The sequence below is a fragment of the Pseudoalteromonas sp. APM04 genome, from assembly GCF_022809815.1.
GTDB lineage: Bacteria > Pseudomonadota > Gammaproteobacteria > Enterobacterales > Alteromonadaceae > Pseudoalteromonas > Pseudoalteromonas marina.
In genome coordinates, this window is the sequence record NZ_CP094441.1 from 228,315 (window position 1) to 246,414 (window position 18,100).

Consider the following 18,100-nt stretch of genomic DNA (forward strand, 5'->3'; position numbering starts at 1 on the left):
TTAAAACTCAATTTTGTAGGGTTAATAACAAAATTATAAGGCGATTGTTACGCACTTCATAGTTTGTTCATACAGGTAATTTCATACTGTTGCTAAATTCTAAATGAATAGGACATCATCATGACATTATCAAAATCACTTTTAAGCGTTACAGTGGTAGCCGTATTACTTTCAGGTTGCGAAATGAATAACACCGGCAAAGGCGCGGCAATTGGTGCAGCTGCTGGTGGCGTGTTGGGTAAAGCAACGGGTAACCACAAAGATAAGCGTATATTTATTGGTGCTGCTATTGGCGCATTAGCAGGTGCTGCTGTAGGTGACTACATGGATAAGCAAGAAGAAGCGTTTCGTGATGAATTAGCTGGTTCGGGTGTTGAGGTAGTACGCGAAGGCGATAACTTACGCTTGGTAATGCCCTCTAATATTACGTTTGCAACCGACCAATCATACATTTCAACAGGGTTTAACGATACGCTAAACGCCATTGCTAAAGTTATGAATAAGTATGAAAAAACCTACCTAAGCGTAGAAGGGCATACAGATAGCACAGGGCAAGATAGCTACAACATGAACTTATCGCGCGAACGTGCTCAAAGTGTAAAAGCTTACTTAGCGAACCAAGACATTATGGCAGCACGCATTAGCACTAGCGGCTTTGGTGAAACACGCCCAATTGCCACTAACGATAATGCAAATGGCCGTGCTCAAAACCGCCGTGTAGAAATTCAAATAGTGCCAAACACAGAGGGTTAATCCTTATTAAACTGTAATTCACACAGCTTTTGATACAACGGGTTACTTGCTACTAATTCTTGGTGAGTGCCCGTTGCAATAATTTCGCCATTTTCCATGACTACAATCATATCTGCGTGGATAACTGTTGCTAGCCTATGCGCAATTATAAGTGTGGTTCTATTTTGCATTAAGTGCTCAAGCGCGGCTTGAACGTGGTGCTCGCTTTGCGCATCAAGTGCGCTGGTAGCTTCATCAAGAAGGAGTATTTCAGGGTCTTTTAAAATAGCCCTAGCAAGAACAATACGCTGCTTTTGACCACCGGATAACCTAACGCCTTGCTCGCCTAAAAAGCTGTTGTAGCCTTGTGGTAATTGTTTAATAAATTCATCAGCATGAGCATGTTTTGCAGCAGCGTATACTTGTTCATCAGTGGCGTTTGGATTACCGTAACGAATGTTATGCATTACATCTGAGCTAAATAAAATAGGGTTTTGTGCCACCATGCCCATTTTATCGCGCAGAGTGTTTAAAGAGAGCGACTTAATATCAATATCGTGAAATTTTATTGCGCCACTAGCTGGGTCGTAAAAGCGCTGTAGTAGCTCAAATAAGGTTGTTTTACCTGCGCCAGATGGGCCAACAATAGCGACTGTTTGACCTTGCGAAATGGTTAAGCTTATTTTGTTAAGTGCACTGACATCCGGGCGAGACGGATAATTAAAGCTGATATTTTCAAGCGAGATTGCAGGTAAACTTGCGTTATTTTGTAGCTGAGCGTCTTGCGGGTTTTCAGGATTTTCAATTTCACTTTTTACCGCAAGTAATTCAAGTAAGCGGGCGGCTGCGCCTGCCGCTCTTTGTAGTTCACCGTACACTTCAGCAACCGTTGCCACCGACATTGCTACCATAATAGCGTAAAACACAAACGCTCCCAGTTCCCCCCCGGTCATAGTGCCTGCCAGTACATCACTGCCGCCAACCCAAAGCATTGCGCTAATGGCACTAAAGGTTAAAAATATTACAGCGGCAATTAAAAACGAGCGCTGTTTAATGCGGCTTTTGGCAACGTTAAAGGCTTTTTCGGTTTCAAGTGCAAAAGCATCTTGCTCTTGTGTTTCGTGGCTATAGCTTTGTACCACTTTAATATTTTGAATGATCTCGCCGGCATAGGTGCTTATATCGGCAATGGCGTCTTGACTCGAGCTTGCAAGCTTACGCACCTTTTTGCCAAATACCATCATCGGGACTAATACCAGTGGCACACACGCAACCACTACGAGCGTAAGTTTTAAGTTGGTAATTAATAACATGACCAAACCGCCAACCAGCATTAACGCGCTACGCAGCGCCATAGAAAACGATGAGCCAATAATTGATTGCAGCAAAGTGGTGTCGGTTGTTAAACGCGACATAAGCTCGCCACTGCGGTTTTCTTCAAAGTAGCTTGGGTGCAAGGTAACAATGCGATTAAACACGGCTTTACGAATATCGTTACTGACTCGTTCGCCAATCCACGACATTAAATAAAAGCGGCTAAAAGTGCCTACAGCCAATAAGCTAATTAAACCAATAAGTACCAATACTGCTTGTTGAAGTTGCGCTTGAGAGCCCGCAATAAAGCCATGATCTATAACAAACTTAACGCCTTGGCCTAGCGATAAGTTAACGCCAGCCGTTACTAATAAAGCGCCAAGGGCTGCTATAACCATCCATTTATAGGGTTTTATAAATGCAAAAATAGGCAATAAACTGCTAAAGGCAGCTTTTTCGGTTGCGGGGGTACTGTTTGGCATAGTGGATTCTTTTTATAAGTTGAGGTATAGATATGGCATCATTGGATTAAAAATCAATAGCTTTAAAAATCATCAATAAGGAATTGTTATGACAAGCAACATAGTAACAGGCCAATTTACGGTGGCATTAGCCCCACTAGATGGCTATGCCAAAGGACAAAACGGCATTAATTTAGGGCGTATGTCGATTGATAAAACATTTACAGGCAAGCTTAATGCTTCCAGCCAAGGCGAAATGTTAAGCGCTATGACACCTGTTCAAGGCAGTGCTGGTTATGTAGCAATAGAGCAAGTAATAGGCGAACTTGAAGGCAAAAAAGGCAGCTTTGTATTACAGCATTTTGGCACTATGGATAAAGGCCAAGACAGCCTAATTTTAAATGTAATTTCCGACTCAGGCACTGATGAGCTAGAAGGATTAGCCGGTAGTATGAAAATACGCATTGAAAACGGTGTACACTACTACGATTTTCAATACACGTTATAAGATACACAGGGATTTAAATGCAAAAAGTAATCGAATTTAGAAAGACCCGCTTTATGGGTGGGGTAAATATAGCGGCGTTGAATGATCGCATACAGGAATTAAATCAAGATGGCTGGAAAGTAATTAGCGCAGTGCCAATAACCGGTTTTTATGGGCAAGTGCATGGTTATACATTATTTATTGAAATTGACGAGCTGTAAATGACTCTTTCTATGTGGTTAGGCCTAGTGGCTATTTGTATGATGGGCGCAATGTCGCCGGGTCCAAGCCTTGCGGTTGTATTAAAGCATTCGCTCAACGGCAGTATGAAAAACGGCATGCTAGCGGCGCTAAGTCATGGTATTGGAGTGGGATTATATGCGGGAGCCTCATTACTTGGCTTGGGTGCGTTAATGCTGCAGTTTCCTACTGTGTATCAGGTGTTAGTGTATTTAGGCGCTGCCTATTTAGCTTACTTAGGAATTAAAATTTTATTGTCTAAACCCAACAATGATGAACTTAAAATACAAAATAGCGAAGTGAGTAGCATTAAAGCATTACAAGATGGGTTTGCCATTGCCTTTTTAAATCCCAAACTTGCTATTTTCTTTTTAGCCTTGTTTTCACAGTTTATTGATCCAGAAAATCTTACCCTAAGCATTGCAATGGTGATGTGTTTAACTGTATTTGTGATTGATACCGGTTGGTACTTACTTGTTGCCGCCCTAACAGAGTTTTCTAAAAACCGTTTTGGGTTTACTAAACACAATCCATGGTTAGACAAAGTACTGGGTTTTGTATTTGTTGCCTTAGCCATTAGGGTGGTAGTGAGTATTTAAGCTATTGCTAGCTAAATTGCTCAAAATAGCTGCAGCCTAAGCAGGCTATACTGCATACGTATTCATCACAAAATATTCACCTTTTGGTTACAATTTGTTGGTTGTGTTTTTACTGCACTGACACACCACACAAAACAATAACCAAAAGGCACACACATGCAAAAGTTTAAATTAAATGCGCTCATGCTGGCATTATTTGCCGCCAATAGTGCTATTGCAGCTACTGAAGAACCACCTGAAGAGACGAGCAAACCCGCTCAAGTTCAAACCGATGTAGAAGTGATTGAAGTGCGCGGCTTTAGTCGCAGCTTAATTCAATCGCTTAACCAAAAGCGATTTAGCGATACGGTGTCAGAACAAATTTCTGCTGATGACCTAGGCGCATTACCTGATATTTCAATGGCCGATGCACTGACTCGTTTACCGGGTATTTCAGCTGTGCGTACTGGTGGGCAGGCTGCACAAATTAATATACGCGGACTTTCGGGCGGCTTTGTTTTTTCAACACTTAACGGTCGTGAGCAGGTATCTACAAGTGGTAGCCGCAGTATTGAGTTTGACCAATACCCATCAGAATTAATTAGCTCTGCGGCGGTATATAAATCGCCAAAGGCATCGCTTATAGAAGGTGGTGTGGCAGGTACGGTAGAGCTTGAAACAGCCAGCCCACTCAATAATGATCAAAAGCATAAATTTGTAGCTAATGTGCGCGGTATGTATAACGACCGTGCATCTGAGGTATCGGATGCCACTGAGTTTGGTGACCGAATTAGCTTTTCGTATCAAGGTAAATATTTAGACGATACATTAGGTGTAGCACTGGGGTTTGCGCGTTTATTTCAGCCAAGTGTAGCAACACAGTTTATTGGCCTTGCATACAACGATAGAAAAGATGTTGATGGCGTACCAAACGACACAAATGGCCCCATAGATAGCCCAGAAAGTGAATACATTAGCGAGGGCTTTGAGCTACAGCATTTAGGCGGTGAAGAAACCCGTAATGGCTATTTGGCTGCCATAGAGTGGGCACCGGTAGATAATTTTAAATTAAAAAGTGATGCGTTTTTATCGCGCTTTGATAAAGAGTCATTTGCCCGCGGTTTTAGGGTTAAATTAGGCGGCCCATCTGCAGCATACGCAAATGCGCAACTTGATGGTAATGCTGTAATTGGTGCTGCTGTTAATCGTACTTCACAAAGTTATACCCGTGTTGAAATAGTGAATGACGACAACCAAGATTTTGACGAAGTAGACAGCTTTGGCGTTAATGCCGATTGGCAAGTAACCGATAGACTAAATGTTAATGCTGATGTAGCGCTTTCTCGCGCAAAAAGTAATTTTAGAAACGGTTTGTTGTGGAGCTTAGTGGCTGAAGATGCCAATGCAGAAACGCCAGTATTTGATAACAACGTTGCAATTAACTATCAGTTAAATGGGTTAAATTTACCTGACGTTGGGTTTAATCAGGCGGCCGCCTTTAGCGATATAGACCGAGTAATGGTCAGTAAATATGGTATTTACCCTGATCAAACAGAAGATGAAGTAACGGCATTTAGACTCGATTTTAAATACGAGTTAGAAAGCGATATTTTTAGCTCAGTAGAATTTGGTGCACGCTATTCAGATAGAGAATACAGCCGAAAGCGCTCGGTGTTTGAGTACGGTAACGACGGGGCATTTTCAACAACGCAGCCCCCTTTGCGTTTAACCGACGATATGGCATCAGTGGTTGATTGGCAGGGCGACTTTAGTTATTTCCCATCGTATTTAGCCATTGATTTAGATAAAGCACTTAATGCATGGTTTCCAGATGGCACGCCAGAACCCGTTCAAACATGGGGCAATGCCGATGGCGTAGACGACGCGCAAGGTTACACAACTAACTATTCGTGGTCAGTGTTACAAAGCGGTTCGGTGTTTGAAGATGTGCTAGCCGCGTACGTGATGGTAAACATTAACACGCAAATTGCCGGCCTTGACCTATCAGGTAATGTGGGTGTGCGCCGTATCGAAACCGACCAATCAGCAACCGTACTTGAAAACGTAGCAGGCGATGCGCGCTTAGGTGCGCAAAATATTGTTGATGAGAATGGCATTGTAAATGACTTATACGCGCCTAATGTATTAGGCACTAAATATACCGATTACCTGCCTTCGCTAAATTTAAACCTGCAACTTAACGACAATTCACTTGTACGCTTTGCTGCGGCTAAAGTCATGTCGCGTGCACCAATTAACCGTTTAGCGGGCGATGCCAGCGCAAACGTAAGTGACGATGGTGTTATTAATGGTTCAAGTAATAACAACCCATTTTTAAAACCCTTTTATGCTGACCAGTACGACTTATCTTACGAATATTATTTTGAAGAAGGTAACGGTACTGTCGCTGCGGCGTTATTTTATAAAAATATAGACTCGTTTGTTGAAACGTTATCGATTGAGAACTTCGACTTTAAAGGTAATGGCTTTAACGTCCCTGACTTTATAGAAGATCTGGTCAGTGGTGAGCAAGTTGCTACAACAAACGGTATTTACACCACGGCTGTTAATAATGGCGAAGGTGGTTACATTAGAGGGCTAGAGCTTGCCTATACGCAAGTGTTTACCTTTTTACCAGAGCCATTTAATGGCTTAGGCGCTAATGCAAGTTATTCATACACCGAAAGTGAAATTGAATCGATTACCAGTTTAGGGGGCGATACTCTCGTTCAATCTTTACCTGGGTTATCTAATAATGTGCTTAATGCTACGTTATTTTATGCTTTAGACGATTTTGAAACGCGCCTTAATGTACGTTACCGCGATGAGTTTGTATCAGAGCAGGTTGCCATTAACGAACAAGTGGTCAATTTTGATGCTGAAACAGTCATCGATTTTCAAACGTCTTATCGCTTTAGCGATTCACTCACCATGCTTTTGCAAGTTAATAACTTAACCGATGAACCAACCCAAAGTTACTTTGGCTCAGAGCAGCGAACAGGGACTACTCAGTACTTTGGTCGTCAGTTTTATCTTGGTTTTACATACAGTCATTAATTAGCAAACGGAGCGTTTAAAAATGAAAATTATAACAATGTCTAAATATTTGCTAATAGCCTTAGGGTTAATGATATTAGCAGGATGTGGTGGGACAGATGAAGTTGAGTCGGGGCAGCAGCTTTTAACCTGTAATGTGCCACAAGTACCAAACGAAGCTGGCTCGCAATGTGTGGACCCTGAGCCTATAACGTGTGCAGCGCCTACTGTACCGGATGATAAAAACGAAAGCTGTGTAGTGGGCGCCGACCCAACCCTACCTGATCCTATTGTATTTGCAGGTGAAGGTGAGGCAGTTTTATTTTATAACCGTTTAGCCGACGATAACTACGAAGGTTATCGATTACATTCGTGGAATAACGATGTGTGTGATGCTTACGCACCTCCGTTTGACACGAGCGATTGGGCTAACGGTCATGAATACGATGGGATTGACCCAAACTACGGTGCCTACTGGATAATTAATCTCAAAGAAGGATATAACGAGTGTGCTAACTTTATTGTGCACATTGGCACAGAAGGATCGGGTAAAGCGTTTGGTGATGTTGATTTAACCATGCCGCTTATGCAAGACGATGAAAAGTTTCAGCGTATGAACTTTACCATTCATGGTGAGCCTTCGGTGTTTGAATACCCTATTTTAAGCTTGGGCGAACGTCCGGTCGCGATAGATGGTGCATCAGCACATTGGATTGATTTAAATACAGTATTGTATAAGCCAAGTAATGAGCTTACACAAATCATTAAGTTACATTCTTCAGCAGCCGCTGACTTGGTGGTTGATTTAGACACTGGGCTAAATGGTGAAACCGTTGAGCTGACTGCAAGCGAGTTAACTGATGAGCAAGCTGCAAAAGTACCACACTTAACGGATTGGACTGCTTATGAAGGTAGTTGGGATGCAGACGCTGCAAAGCAGCTTATAAAGCAACAGCTTGTTGTTGCAGGCTACGATGCCGATGGCAAGCTACTAGAAGCAACCTTTGTACAAACCGCTAAAGCACTCGATGCCCTTTACACACAAGGCGAAGACGATGCTAACGAGGCATTACTTGGCGTAAATTATGGTAATAACACGATTGATGTAACTGTGTGGGCACCCACCGCTAATAACATGGTGCTAAACGTGTTTGATGATGCAAAAACACAAGTGCACTCCACGCCAATGACATTAAATACGCAGACAGGTATTTGGCAAGTAAGTTTAGATACGCAATATGACCGCCATTACTATCGCTTTAATTTTGATGTTTACCACCCACTGACTCAGCAAATAGAGTCGCTATGGAGTACAGACCCTTACTCACTCAATGTATCTGCCAATGGCTTATACAGCCAGCTGATTAATTTAGCCGATGAAGACACTAAACCAGAAGGCTGGGATGAGCGTATCGTGCCTACTATTACTAACCCAGAAGATGCGGTTATTTATGAAGGCCATGTACGTGATTTTAGTGTGCGTGATCAGTCAGTAAGCGAAGCAAACCGTGGTAAATACCTCGCATTCACTGAACTTGAAAGCGTGCCAATGCAGCACCTTAAGCAATTAGCAGATAAGGGCTTAACACACTTTCATTTACTGCCAGTGACTGATATTGGCACCATTGAAGAAGATGCCTCACAGCGTGTGGAAATTACAGACACCTTAGGTAAATTGTGTGAGCGTATTAACGATGAAGCTGATGCATGTAAAATCGAAGATAAAAACAGCACTATTGTCGATATTATGCAAAGTTACCTACCTGGCTCAGACGATGCACAAGCATTAGCCAGTGCGATGCGTGATTTAGATGGCTTTAACTGGGGTTATGATCCTCATCACTTTATTGCGCCTGAAGGCTCGTATGCATCAATCAGCGATGGCATTGCTCGCGTAGTTGAGACACGCGCTATGGTGCAATCACTGCAAGAAGTAGGACTTCGTGTTGTACTGGATGTGGTTTATAACCACACAACATCATCGGGTATTTGGGATAAGTCGGTATTTGATAAGCTAGTACCAGGTTACTACCACCGCTATAGCGAAGTAAGTGGTGAAATAGAGCGCTCAACCTGTTGTGAAAACACAGCGACAGAGCATGTAATGATGGATAAGTTTGTTACTGATTCAATGGTTATTTTAGCGCGTGAATTTGGCTACGACAGTTTTAGATTTGATGTAATGGGGCATATGCCTAAATCATCAATATTAGCTGCGCGTGAAGCCGTGCAAGCCGTTGACCCTGACAACTATTTTTACGGTGAGGGCTGGGATTTTGGTGAAGTAGCCAACAATCGTTTATTCACACAAGCTAAACAAGCTGATATGGCAGGCTCAGAGGTAGGCACATTTAACGACCGTATTCGTGAAGCCGTACGTGGTGGTGCAATGTTTAGCAATAACCCGACAGATGGCAACCTAGCCGAACAAGACACGTTACGGTTATCGCTGGCGGGCAACTTACAAAATTACATTTTAAAAGACTTTAAAGGTAATTCATCTAAAGGTAATAGCTTTACTTGGAACACTCAACCAACGGCGTATGCACTTGACCCTGCCGACAGCATTCATTACGTATCAAAACACGATAACGAAACGCTGTGGGATCAGTTGCAATACAAACATGCATCAAGCATGAGTATTGAGCAACGTGTGCGCGCGCACAATGTGGCATTGTCGATTCCACTTATGAGCCAAGGCATTCCGTTTATGCAATTGGGCGCTGATTTACTGCGTTCTAAGTCAATGGACCGTGATAGCTATAATGCCGGTGATTGGTTTAATGCTGTTGATTTAACCAAAGAGAATAATAACTGGAACATTGGTTTACCAAACGCAGAGAAGAACCAAGAAAAATGGTCTGAAATTATGCCTATCTCTGCTAATGCAGATGCGCAGGCAATGCCGCAAGACATAGCGTATGCAGGTGATGTATTTCAAGAATTCTTAGCTATCCGCAGCGCAAGCCCGTTATTTAGATTAACAACTGAGCAAGATGTTATCGACCGTGTCGGATTTCACAATGTGGGTAAAAACCAGCAGCACGGCTTAATTGTAATGAGCATTGATGATGGTGAAGAACTCACAGACTTAGACCCCGCATTTGATGCGCTTGTCGTGGTGATTAACGCAACCGAGCAAACTCTTAGCCATACTATTGCCACTGCAGCGGGTTTTGAATTACATGACGTATTAAAAAACAGTGTTGATGCAAGCATGGCCAGCGCCAATTTTGCCGAAGGCGATAACGAAGGCACATTCACTGTACCGCCTTATACGTTAGCTGTTTTTGCTAAAAACCAAGGTGAGAGCCAAGGTACGGGTTTAAGTGCAAATGCAACTGTAGGCGCACCTGATGTAGTACCTTATGGCAGCACCGCAGTGTTTGTTCGTGGTACGTTAAACGACTGGGGCACACGTGATGCATTTGAATATATTGGCGAAGGTGAATACCGTATAGCAATTGCACTCAGTGCTGGCGACTACGAATTTAAAATTGCCTCAGAAGATTGGTCTACGGTTGATTTTGGTGCGCTTTCTGATGCCGATAAAGACGTTGTAGAAAACCAAAGTGAGCCACTAACGCGCTCAGGTGCCAACATGACCTTTAATGCAGCCATTGATGCAACTTATGTATTTTCGCTTGATGCTTCAAACCCTGAAAATCCAACGCTTACTTTATTCAACGAAGAGCCATTTGTAGGCACCGCTATTTATGTGCGCGGTACGCTTAATGACTGGGGAGTAACCGATGAGCTGAGCTATCAAGGCAAAGGCATTTACACCTTTACTAAAACACTGAGCGCTGCAAGCTATGAATTTAAAATAGCGTCAGAAGATTGGAGCACGGTTGATTATGGCTCTGGCGAGGGGGATGCAAGTGTGATGATAGGCACAGCAGAGCAGTTATCGGTTGCGGGCGCAAATATGACCTTAGATATTGCCGAGCAAGGTGAATACCAGTTTGTATTTGATGCCAGTGATTTAAATAATGTAACGCTCAAAGTACTTAACGCTGAAATGTTTGCACAAACACCGGTGTTTATTCGCGGCAGTTTAAATGGATGGGGAACAGACAACCCACTGATGTACGAGGGTAATGCGGTTTACTCTACATCCATAGAGTTAGAAGCGGGCGACTATGAGTTTAAAGTAGCGTCTGAAGATTGGAGTACCGTTGATTATGGCGGAGCAGGTGATGCACCTGTAGCCACCATTGGTGAGCTTACTTCACTCGAAGCCATAGGTGCCAATATAGCACTGAATATTACCGAACAAGGTACTTACACCTTTAAGGTAATAGGTCCAGATAGAGAAAATGTGAGCATACTTATAAACAAACAGTAGCAGTTATATTTTCCCAGACCTAAGCCGAGCATAATCCTGCTCGGCTTTTTTAATGCCTAATTAAAAGTATATTAAAAACGGGTGTTAATTCATGGTATTCGCGTTCTAATGCAAAAATAAACTTTATGCAAAGTGAAGCCAGTTCAGAACTGAGGTTGAAGATATTTTTTGTTTAAAGGGGGGGGATAAAAGGAAGTGTGACAATTTGTTTCAGTGTAATAAGTTAAATTGCATTAAAGTTACGGTTCACGTAACTTGAGTATCTAAAGGCGTAAAAACGACCTAGTACAGGGTATACGCTCTCATTAAATTAAGGATAAATTTATGAATAACCTCGTTTTAAAAAGCGCAACTTTCGACCCCAAAGTGCAGCAATATTGGATGCTAATGGCCGCTTTTTTTAGTGTGTTAGCACTCGTGACCATTCCGCTATTACCTATTGTTTTGGCGATTGTGTGGCTGGTGGGAGGGCGAATATTGGCGGCTATGTCGGCACAATTACTCACGCAAAAACTCGTTGTAAAACGCGGGATATTTTTTAAAGAAGAAAAATCAATACCACTTGAAAAAATAACCGATGTAGGCCTAAGTCAGGGCCCAATAATGCGCATGTTTGGGCTGTATCGTTTAAGTTTTGAAACAGCAGGGCAGTCTGGCCACGGTGCATTGGTGTCATTACTTGGTGTTGAAAATGCCAGTGAATTCAGAGAAGCCATACTTGAGCAAAAAGATAACTTAACCGCAAGCACACCAGCAAAATCATCAAATGAAGAAAGCCCGCAAAGCCAACTAGAGTTAATACGTGCACTTACCTATAGCGTAAAAAACATAGAAAACATGCTTGTTACGCTAATTGATGAGAAAAAATAGCCTTAAAAAGCTTCACACACTTGCGTTGCGTTACAAGTAATGACGGTGACGTTTTCATATCCTATACGTGTAATTGCTTCAGCACTTAATGTGGCGCGTGCGCCACTAGCGCAGTGCAGATAAATAGGGCGGGAAGCGTCTTTTTCTATTTCCATCAACTTCATTTCAAGTAAGCCACGCGGAATATTAATAGCGCCTACCGCAGGATTGGTGGCATGTTCTGCGGGTTCGCGCACATCAATAAGTAAGCCCTTGTTTTCGCTAATCTCTTGTTTTGCTTGTTCAGCGTCGATACGTCGTTGGTTAGGTGTAATAACTTTTAGTAAATCGGGGATAGAAGTAAGCATTGTATTTATTCCTTAACGCCAAATTTGCGTAGTAGTGTAATCATAGGGCACCAGCTAGTGAAAGCCGATTGCATCAAGTTTAGGGCAATGAACACTGTAAAATATACCCACCTAGGATCGTGATAGGTTTGTAATAAAATTGAGATCACAATCATTATGCCAGCGATCAGACGAAGCGCATTATTGAGTTTCATTATAGTCGGTCACTTATCCAGTTAAATACCTAATTACTATAATCGTATTTTATATATTAGTAAATCCTAATATTAGACTTTTCTAATGTAACAATTTATACTGCGATCACATTAGATTATTAGAGCTTTATATGAATATTGATTTTACTGCTATGGCGGGGAACGTTGAGCAAGCAGAGCAGCTATTAAAAATTTTAGCTAATAAAAATCGTTTAATGATTTTATGTTCGTTGCAAGATACCGAAATGAGTGTGACACAGCTTAATGAAGCGGTGCCGTTAGCGCAGTCGGCACTTTCTCAGCATTTAGCTGCCCTTAGAAAAACGAATATTGTTGCTACTCGCCGTGAGGGGCAAACTATTTATTACCGTGTGATTGATCAGAATGCTATTCATCTTTTAGGCACATTGTATGGTTTGTTTTGTAAGGGGTAGTGGTAATGAACATGATTGATAACGCAGTAAAAAGCAGTTTAACGGGTCGTATTCCGGTTATTATTTTTGTGTTATCAATTTTGTTTGGTCTGTTTGCTTTAAAACAAACGCCTCGTGAGGAAGAGCCGCAAATAGTGGTGCCTATGCTTGATATATATGTATCGGCTCCTAATGTAGAAGCGCCCGAAGTGACACGGTTGGTGACTCAGCCTCTTGAAAAGTTACTTTCCCAGCTTGGCGGTGTTGAACATATTTATTCAACCACACAAACTGGCGCTAGCGTGGTGACACTTAGGTTTGAGGTGGGGCATGATCGCGAACAAGCTATTTTAGATACCTACGCCAAGCTTAATAGTTACCAGCATACAATGCCTTCTGTTATTAAAAATTGGCAAATTCGGCCCATTGAGGTCGATGATGTTCCCATTGTTATGCTTGGGCTGTACAGCAAAGATCCACAACTCTATAGCGATTACGAATTAACACGATTTGCAAACGAAATTGCGAGTGCTTTACAACGTATTGAAAACACCAGCGAGGTAAAAGTGATTGCTGGGCGTAAACGCACGCTCACTATTAATTTAAATGCCAGCGCGTTGGCTGCTCACCAAACGACTATAAGCGATGTACTTTATGCATTAAGTGTATCTAATCAACTTACGCAATTAGGCAGTGTTGTAAATGGTCAGCAAAAAATAGCTTTGCAAGCGGGTGACGTTTTACGTAATAAGTCTGCAGTGGAGCAGCTTGTAGTGAATGTAGTAAACGGTAAGAGCGTTTACTTACTTGATATTGCAAGCGTGATTGACGGACCTGGCGAGAGCGAACATTACCAATGGCTTGCACAATCTTCTAATGATCAACAGTTACCCATGGTCACATTAAGTGTGGCTAAGCAAACAGGCACGAATGCCGTGGCGGTGGCAAACCATGTTCATCAAATGATGGCCGAGTTATCACGCACGCTTTTACCGCCAGAAGTGAGCTACTCGGTATTAAGAGATTACGGGCAAACCGCCAATGAAAAAGTAAATAATCTAACATCAAGCTTGGTGTTTGCAGTATTTACGGTAGTGATATTTGTTGGGGTGTTTTTGGGCTGGCGCCCCGCCATTGTTGTTGGATTAGCGGTGCCTATTTGCTATGGCATTACACTGGCACTGGATTTTGCGTTTGGGTATACCATTAACCGAGTAACGTTATTTGCACTTATTTTATCGTTAGGTTTATTGGTAGATGACCCAATTACAGGCATTGATAATATAAGCCGTTTTTTAAATAAAAAAGGCAACAAAAAGCAGCAAATAGTTGGTGCAATGAGCGAAATTCGCGGTGCATTACTTATGTCTACGTTAACGATTATGGTGGCATTTATTCCGCTGGCATTTATTACCGGCATGATGGGGCCATACATGGCACCTATGGCATTTAACGTTCCAATCAGCGTGATGGTATCCACCATTGTGGCGTTTTTTGTAACGCCATGGCTTGCGATGAAGTTACTTAAGCCCAATACAGATACCCACACTGAAATTAAGCCCAAAATCAGTATTTATCAAACGTTATTGAGCCCACTGCTTGTCTCAAAGCAGCGCGCAAAATGGGTATTATGGGGTACATTAATTTTGTTTATTATTAGCGCCATGCTGCCAGTGATGCGTTTAGTGCCTTTAAAGTTATTACCGTTTGATAATAAAAATGAGCTACAAGTATTAATAGACATGCCAGAGGGCACAAATTTAGAACGAACCGCAGCTTTTACTAAACAAGTGCAAACACTCACTTGGCAATTAAACGAAGTAAGTGAAATAGCAGCCTACGTTGGTAAGCCTTCAAGTATGGATTTTAATGCCATGGTACGTGGCTATTATCGCCGTGAAGCGACACATTTAGCAGAACTAAGAGTGTTATTGATTGATAAGTCTGAGCGCGAGCATCAATCACATGCTGTGGTTATGCGCTTACGTAAACAGCTCGCACCTTTAGCAAAACAAGGCATAGTAATAAAAGTTGTTGAAGTGCCTCCTGGTCCGCCCGTATTAAGTACTTTAGTTGCTGAGGTTTACCGAGATGATTTTGTTGATGAGCAAACTCATTACCAAGCAGCTAAACAATTAGCTGAACGTTTAAAGCAAGAGCCACACGTAGTCGAAGTGGATACCTCTATGGCTGCACCTTCACCTTTACAGCGTTTTGTAACCGATAAGAGCAAAGCGGCAATCAGTGCAATTTCTACTCAAAATATTGCTCAATCGTTAAGCGTTGCAACACAGGGTGAAACCATGGGGGTACTTTACGTAAGCTCTGAAACTGAGCCTGTTGATATTAAATTACAGTTACCATACAGCGAGCGTAATCAAATTTCGCAATTACTTGCACTGCAAGTCAGGGGTGATAGAGATTTAGCTAAAACCAGTGATGAATTTGGCTTACAAAGTGCACCTAGGCCATTAGTGTCGCTTTCAGAATTAGGTGAATTTACGCAACATCAGGTTGCTGACATCCGGGTTCGTAAAGATCAACGCGATGTAATTTATGTTATGGCTGAGCTAAACGGGCGAACGCCAGCAGAGGTTATTGCAGACGTAAATGCTGATTTTAACGCCGAGCCTACCTATTTTGAAAAAACACCGTGGATAAACCGCCACTTTTTTAACAATGGCGGTACTGCACCATGGCAATTACCTAAAGGCACTCATGCCAACTTTAGTGGTGAGGGTGAGTGGCGTATTACCATAGATGTGTTTAGGGATATGGGAATTGCATTTGCCTTTGCACTTAGTGCCATATTTATTATTTTACGTGTTCAAACACAATCTGCGAGCTTGTCGCTAATCATTATGTCGGCTATTCCGCTCACGGTGATAGGTATTATGCCAGGTTTTTGGTTATTAAATCAGTTTGGTGAACGTGCTATAGCTGGCGCTCCTGAGCCGGTATTATTTACCGCCACAGCAATGATTGGGATGATTGCCCTTGCTGGTATTGTGGTTCGTAATTCGCTTATTTTAGTTGAATTTATTAATCAAGCCCGAGGCCAAGGTATGGCTATAAAAGATGCGCTGGTTGCTGCTGGAACAGTGCGCATGCGCCCTGTATTACTAACCGCAGGCACGACCTTATTGGGTAACTTAGTAATCACACTTGACCCGGTATTCAGCGGGCTCGCGATTGCGATAATTTTTGGTATTGTGGCGTCTACTGTATTTTCGTTATTTGTAGTGCCACTTGTTTATTATTTAGTGTTTGCAAGTTCAGAGGGTGAAGCGCATGCAGGGTAAATCAAAACTAATCGGCGCTTTAATCGCTTTATTGGTAATTATTATGGCTGTGCTTTACATGGCAGGCAGCTTTTCTGACCAACAAACGGCTGGTTTAAAAGAATCACAACAAAGTAATTATCAGGGGCAGCGCGTCACCATTGCGCTGCAAAGCATCACCGGTATTGAGCAGGTACCGGGTAGTGTAATTGCTAAACAAAATACGCAAATTTCATCAAATGTGATGGCGCAGGTGGAGCAGCTAAAAGTACGAGCGGGCGATAAGGTCACTAAAGGCGATTTACTTATTACCCTCAAGCAAGATGATTTTAAAGCGGCGTTAGCACAAAGCGACGCGAATATTAACGCGGTGAAAGCATCGTTGACGCAAGCTCAAAAGCAATTAGTTAGAGTGAGTGATTTAAATGCGAAGGGGTTGGTGCCTGTTAGTGAATTAGATAATGCTAAAGCTAAATTTGATAATTTCACTGCTAATTTAGCCGCCGCTCAGCAGCAGCAAGCACAAGCAAAAGTGGCGCTAAATTATACTCAAATTATAGCGCCTATTTCGGGGGTTGTGGTTGAGCGTTTAACAGAGCCTGGCGACACCGCAACACCGGGAAAGCCACTTATTACAGTGTATAACCCATTGCAATTACAGCTCGAATTTAATGTGCGTGAACAACAAGCTGTAAAATTAAAACTCGGAGATAGCTTAAATGTGGTTCTTCCATCTTTGTCAATAACAACACCTGCCGTAGTAAGCGAGATAGTCCCTGTTGCCGACAGTAGCGCGCGTAGCTTGCTTATTCGCCTAGACACGAATACACAATTAGGGTTAATTCCTGGTCTTTACGCACAGTTGCAGTTGCCTACAAAAAGCGCTCAAGGTATTTTAATTGAGCCAAGCTGGGTACATGAGTTTGGGCAATTAAACATGGTGTATGTACTAGAAAACGAAACGCCAGTTAAACGTTTCGTAAGGTTAGGTACAATGGTTAATAACAAGCAACATGTAATTGCTGGCCTTAAAGAGGGAGATATTCTTGCTATTGATTATTCCCCCTTGCACGGGATTAAATAAAACTGGCTATTTCATCAATCGATTTTTTATCTAGTGCATGCATTGGTACTGTTGCATGCTCATCCGGATAGCCTGCAATTAATAGCATATAAGGGCGCTCGTTATCTTTATCGCGGCCACAAATGTCTGTTAAAAAGCTCATAGGTTTTGGGGTGTGAGTAAGCGTTGCAAGGCCTGCTCTGTGCAGAGCTTGTATTAAAAACCCGGTTGCTAGCCCAACAGACTCATGCACATAGTAATTTGTATTTTTATCGTCAGTACTCACGCCGCCCTTTTTTTGACTAAACACAGCAATAAGCCAAGGTGCATGCTCTAAATAGGGTTTGTTCGCGTCAGTCCCTAATGGTTTTAATGCATCCAGCCACTCCTCGCCTGCTCGCCCTTCGTAAAAAGAGCGCTCTAGCTTTTCAGCCGCGTCGCGTATTTGTTTTTTTACATCGCTACTGTTAATAGCCACAAAATGCCAAGGCTGGTGGTTTGCACCACTAGGTGCTGTACCCGCTGCTTTTATACAGGTTTCGATAATCTCTTTTGGCACTGGGCGGTCACTAAAACTGCGAATGCTATGGCGGCGCTGGCTTGTTTGTAAAAATTCATTTGCACGGGCTAACATTTCATCGTGTGAGTATTCTATAAAATCGGTCAATGGCTGGTTTTTATGTTCTTGCATGGCTTTTCGCTTCTTATCAATGGTGTGTGGTTTTTATACCCAGAG

General features: G+C 42.4%; 14 protein-coding genes. 10 read left to right on the forward strand and 4 right to left on the reverse strand.

The annotated features are described in order from the left end of the window. Positions 1 to 120 precede the first annotated feature (120 nt). Positions 121 to 753 (forward strand): OmpA family protein, encoded by a 633-nt coding sequence (locus MTP24_RS01100; RefSeq protein WP_243532392.1) that lies wholly within the window; start codon positions 121 to 123, stop codon positions 751 to 753. Here MTP24_RS01100 and MTP24_RS01105 read toward each other — a convergent pair. Then, a complete protein-coding gene (locus MTP24_RS01105) occupies positions 750 to 2,528 on the reverse strand; it encodes an ABC transporter transmembrane domain-containing protein (protein WP_243532396.1) in 1,779 nt (592 codons plus the stop codon). The genes MTP24_RS01100 and MTP24_RS01105 overlap by 4 nt on opposite strands. 88 nt (positions 2,529 to 2,616) lie before the next feature. Between MTP24_RS01105 and MTP24_RS01110 the strand changes: the two genes are divergently transcribed. From MTP24_RS01110 to MTP24_RS01135, 6 genes are all read left to right on the forward strand, one after another. Then, positions 2,617 to 3,015: a DUF3224 domain-containing protein gene (locus MTP24_RS01110; protein WP_243532398.1), complete on the forward strand. Its 399-nt coding sequence runs from the start codon at positions 2,617 to 2,619 to the stop codon at positions 3,013 to 3,015. A gap of 17 nt (positions 3,016 to 3,032) precedes the next feature. Continuing rightward, complete coding sequence (locus MTP24_RS01115; RefSeq protein ID WP_006794217.1) at positions 3,033 to 3,215, forward strand: hypothetical protein; 183 nt, start codon at positions 3,033 to 3,035, stop codon at positions 3,213 to 3,215. Beyond that, complete coding sequence (locus tag MTP24_RS01120; protein WP_058551409.1) at positions 3,216 to 3,833, forward strand: LysE family translocator; 618 nt, start codon at positions 3,216 to 3,218, stop codon at positions 3,831 to 3,833. Positions 3,834 to 3,989: 156 nt separating this feature from the next. Next, positions 3,990 to 6,869, forward strand: coding sequence for a TonB-dependent receptor (locus tag MTP24_RS01125; protein ID WP_243532401.1), 2,880 nt, complete (start codon positions 3,990 to 3,992; stop codon positions 6,867 to 6,869). Positions 6,870 to 6,891: 22 nt separating this feature from the next. Next, on the forward strand, positions 6,892 to 11,196 hold the full coding sequence (locus MTP24_RS01130) for an alpha-1,6-glucosidase domain-containing protein (protein ID WP_243532403.1): 4,305 nt from the start codon (positions 6,892 to 6,894) through the stop codon (positions 11,194 to 11,196). Between the two features lie 324 nt (positions 11,197 to 11,520). After that, complete coding sequence (locus tag MTP24_RS01135) at positions 11,521 to 12,066, forward strand: PH domain-containing protein (protein ID WP_010557725.1); 546 nt, start codon at positions 11,521 to 11,523, stop codon at positions 12,064 to 12,066. A gap of 2 nt (positions 12,067 to 12,068) precedes the next feature. Here MTP24_RS01135 and MTP24_RS01140 read toward each other — a convergent pair whose 3' ends face one another. Together MTP24_RS01140 and MTP24_RS01145 are read right to left on the reverse strand one after the other, a co-directional pair. Further along, positions 12,069 to 12,413: a rhodanese-like domain-containing protein gene (locus MTP24_RS01140; protein ID WP_039038386.1), complete on the reverse strand. Its 345-nt coding sequence runs from the start codon at positions 12,411 to 12,413 to the stop codon at positions 12,069 to 12,071. A 5-nt stretch (positions 12,414 to 12,418) separates the two neighbouring features. Beyond that, entirely contained in the window at positions 12,419 to 12,607 is a 189-nt protein-coding gene (locus MTP24_RS01145) for a DUF2892 domain-containing protein (RefSeq protein WP_006794224.1), read from the reverse strand. 131 nt (positions 12,608 to 12,738) lie between these two features. Between MTP24_RS01145 and MTP24_RS01150 the strand changes: the two genes are divergently transcribed. Genes MTP24_RS01150 through MTP24_RS01160 form a run of 3 tightly spaced genes read left to right on the forward strand, consistent with a single transcriptional unit; the run spans position 12,739 to position 17,385 of the window. After that, the gene (locus MTP24_RS01150) at positions 12,739 to 13,041 is read left to right on the forward strand and encodes a metalloregulator ArsR/SmtB family transcription factor (protein WP_006794225.1); all 303 of its coding nucleotides are present in this window, start codon (positions 12,739 to 12,741) and stop codon (positions 13,039 to 13,041) included. Positions 13,042 to 13,046: 5 nt separating this feature from the next. Further along, positions 13,047 to 16,322 carry an efflux RND transporter permease subunit gene (locus MTP24_RS01155; RefSeq protein WP_243532405.1) on the forward strand — a complete coding sequence of 1,092 codons (3,276 nt, stop codon included), beginning with the start codon at positions 13,047 to 13,049 and terminating at the stop codon, positions 16,320 to 16,322. Further along, positions 16,312 to 17,385, forward strand: a complete 1,074-nt coding sequence (locus tag MTP24_RS01160) for an efflux RND transporter periplasmic adaptor subunit (protein ID WP_203985794.1) — start codon at positions 16,312 to 16,314, stop codon at positions 17,383 to 17,385. Before MTP24_RS01155 ends, MTP24_RS01160 begins: the two co-directional genes overlap by 11 nt. Here MTP24_RS01160 and MTP24_RS01165 read toward each other — a convergent pair. After that, positions 17,378 to 18,055: a nitroreductase family protein gene (locus MTP24_RS01165; RefSeq protein WP_008130030.1), complete on the reverse strand. Its 678-nt coding sequence runs from the start codon at positions 18,053 to 18,055 to the stop codon at positions 17,378 to 17,380. The genes MTP24_RS01160 and MTP24_RS01165 overlap by 8 nt on opposite strands. Between the last annotated feature and the right edge of the window lie 45 nt (positions 18,056 to 18,100).

Excerpts from the sequence above, each read along its gene's own strand:
- MTP24_RS01115 (WP_006794217.1), top strand. The coding sequence starts at position 3,033 with ATGCAAAAAGTAATCGAATTTAGAAAGACCCGCTTTATGGGTGGGGTA.
- MTP24_RS01125 (WP_243532401.1), top strand. The coding sequence starts at position 3,990 with ATGCAAAAGTTTAAATTAAATGCGCTCATGCTGGCATTATTTGCCGCC.
- MTP24_RS01105 (WP_243532396.1), bottom strand. The coding sequence starts at position 2,528 with ATGCCAAACAGTACCCCCGCAACCGAAAAAGCTGCCTTTAGCAGTTTA.
- MTP24_RS01150 (WP_006794225.1), top strand. The coding sequence starts at position 12,739 with ATGAATATTGATTTTACTGCTATGGCGGGGAACGTTGAGCAAGCAGAG.
- MTP24_RS01110 (WP_243532398.1), top strand. The coding sequence starts at position 2,617 with ATGACAAGCAACATAGTAACAGGCCAATTTACGGTGGCATTAGCCCCA.
- MTP24_RS01145 (WP_006794224.1), bottom strand. The coding sequence starts at position 12,607 with ATGAAACTCAATAATGCGCTTCGTCTGATCGCTGGCATAATGATTGTG.
- MTP24_RS01160 (WP_203985794.1), top strand. The coding sequence starts at position 16,312 with ATGCAGGGTAAATCAAAACTAATCGGCGCTTTAATCGCTTTATTGGTA.
- MTP24_RS01120 (WP_058551409.1), top strand. The coding sequence starts at position 3,216 with ATGACTCTTTCTATGTGGTTAGGCCTAGTGGCTATTTGTATGATGGGC.
- MTP24_RS01130 (WP_243532403.1), top strand. The coding sequence starts at position 6,892 with ATGAAAATTATAACAATGTCTAAATATTTGCTAATAGCCTTAGGGTTA.
- MTP24_RS01135 (WP_010557725.1), top strand. The coding sequence starts at position 11,521 with ATGAATAACCTCGTTTTAAAAAGCGCAACTTTCGACCCCAAAGTGCAG.
- MTP24_RS01155 (WP_243532405.1), top strand. The coding sequence starts at position 13,047 with ATGAACATGATTGATAACGCAGTAAAAAGCAGTTTAACGGGTCGTATT.
- MTP24_RS01140 (WP_039038386.1), bottom strand. The coding sequence starts at position 12,413 with ATGCTTACTTCTATCCCCGATTTACTAAAAGTTATTACACCTAACCAA.
- MTP24_RS01165 (WP_008130030.1), bottom strand. The coding sequence starts at position 18,055 with ATGCAAGAACATAAAAACCAGCCATTGACCGATTTTATAGAATACTCA.
- MTP24_RS01100 (WP_243532392.1), top strand. The coding sequence starts at position 121 with ATGACATTATCAAAATCACTTTTAAGCGTTACAGTGGTAGCCGTATTA.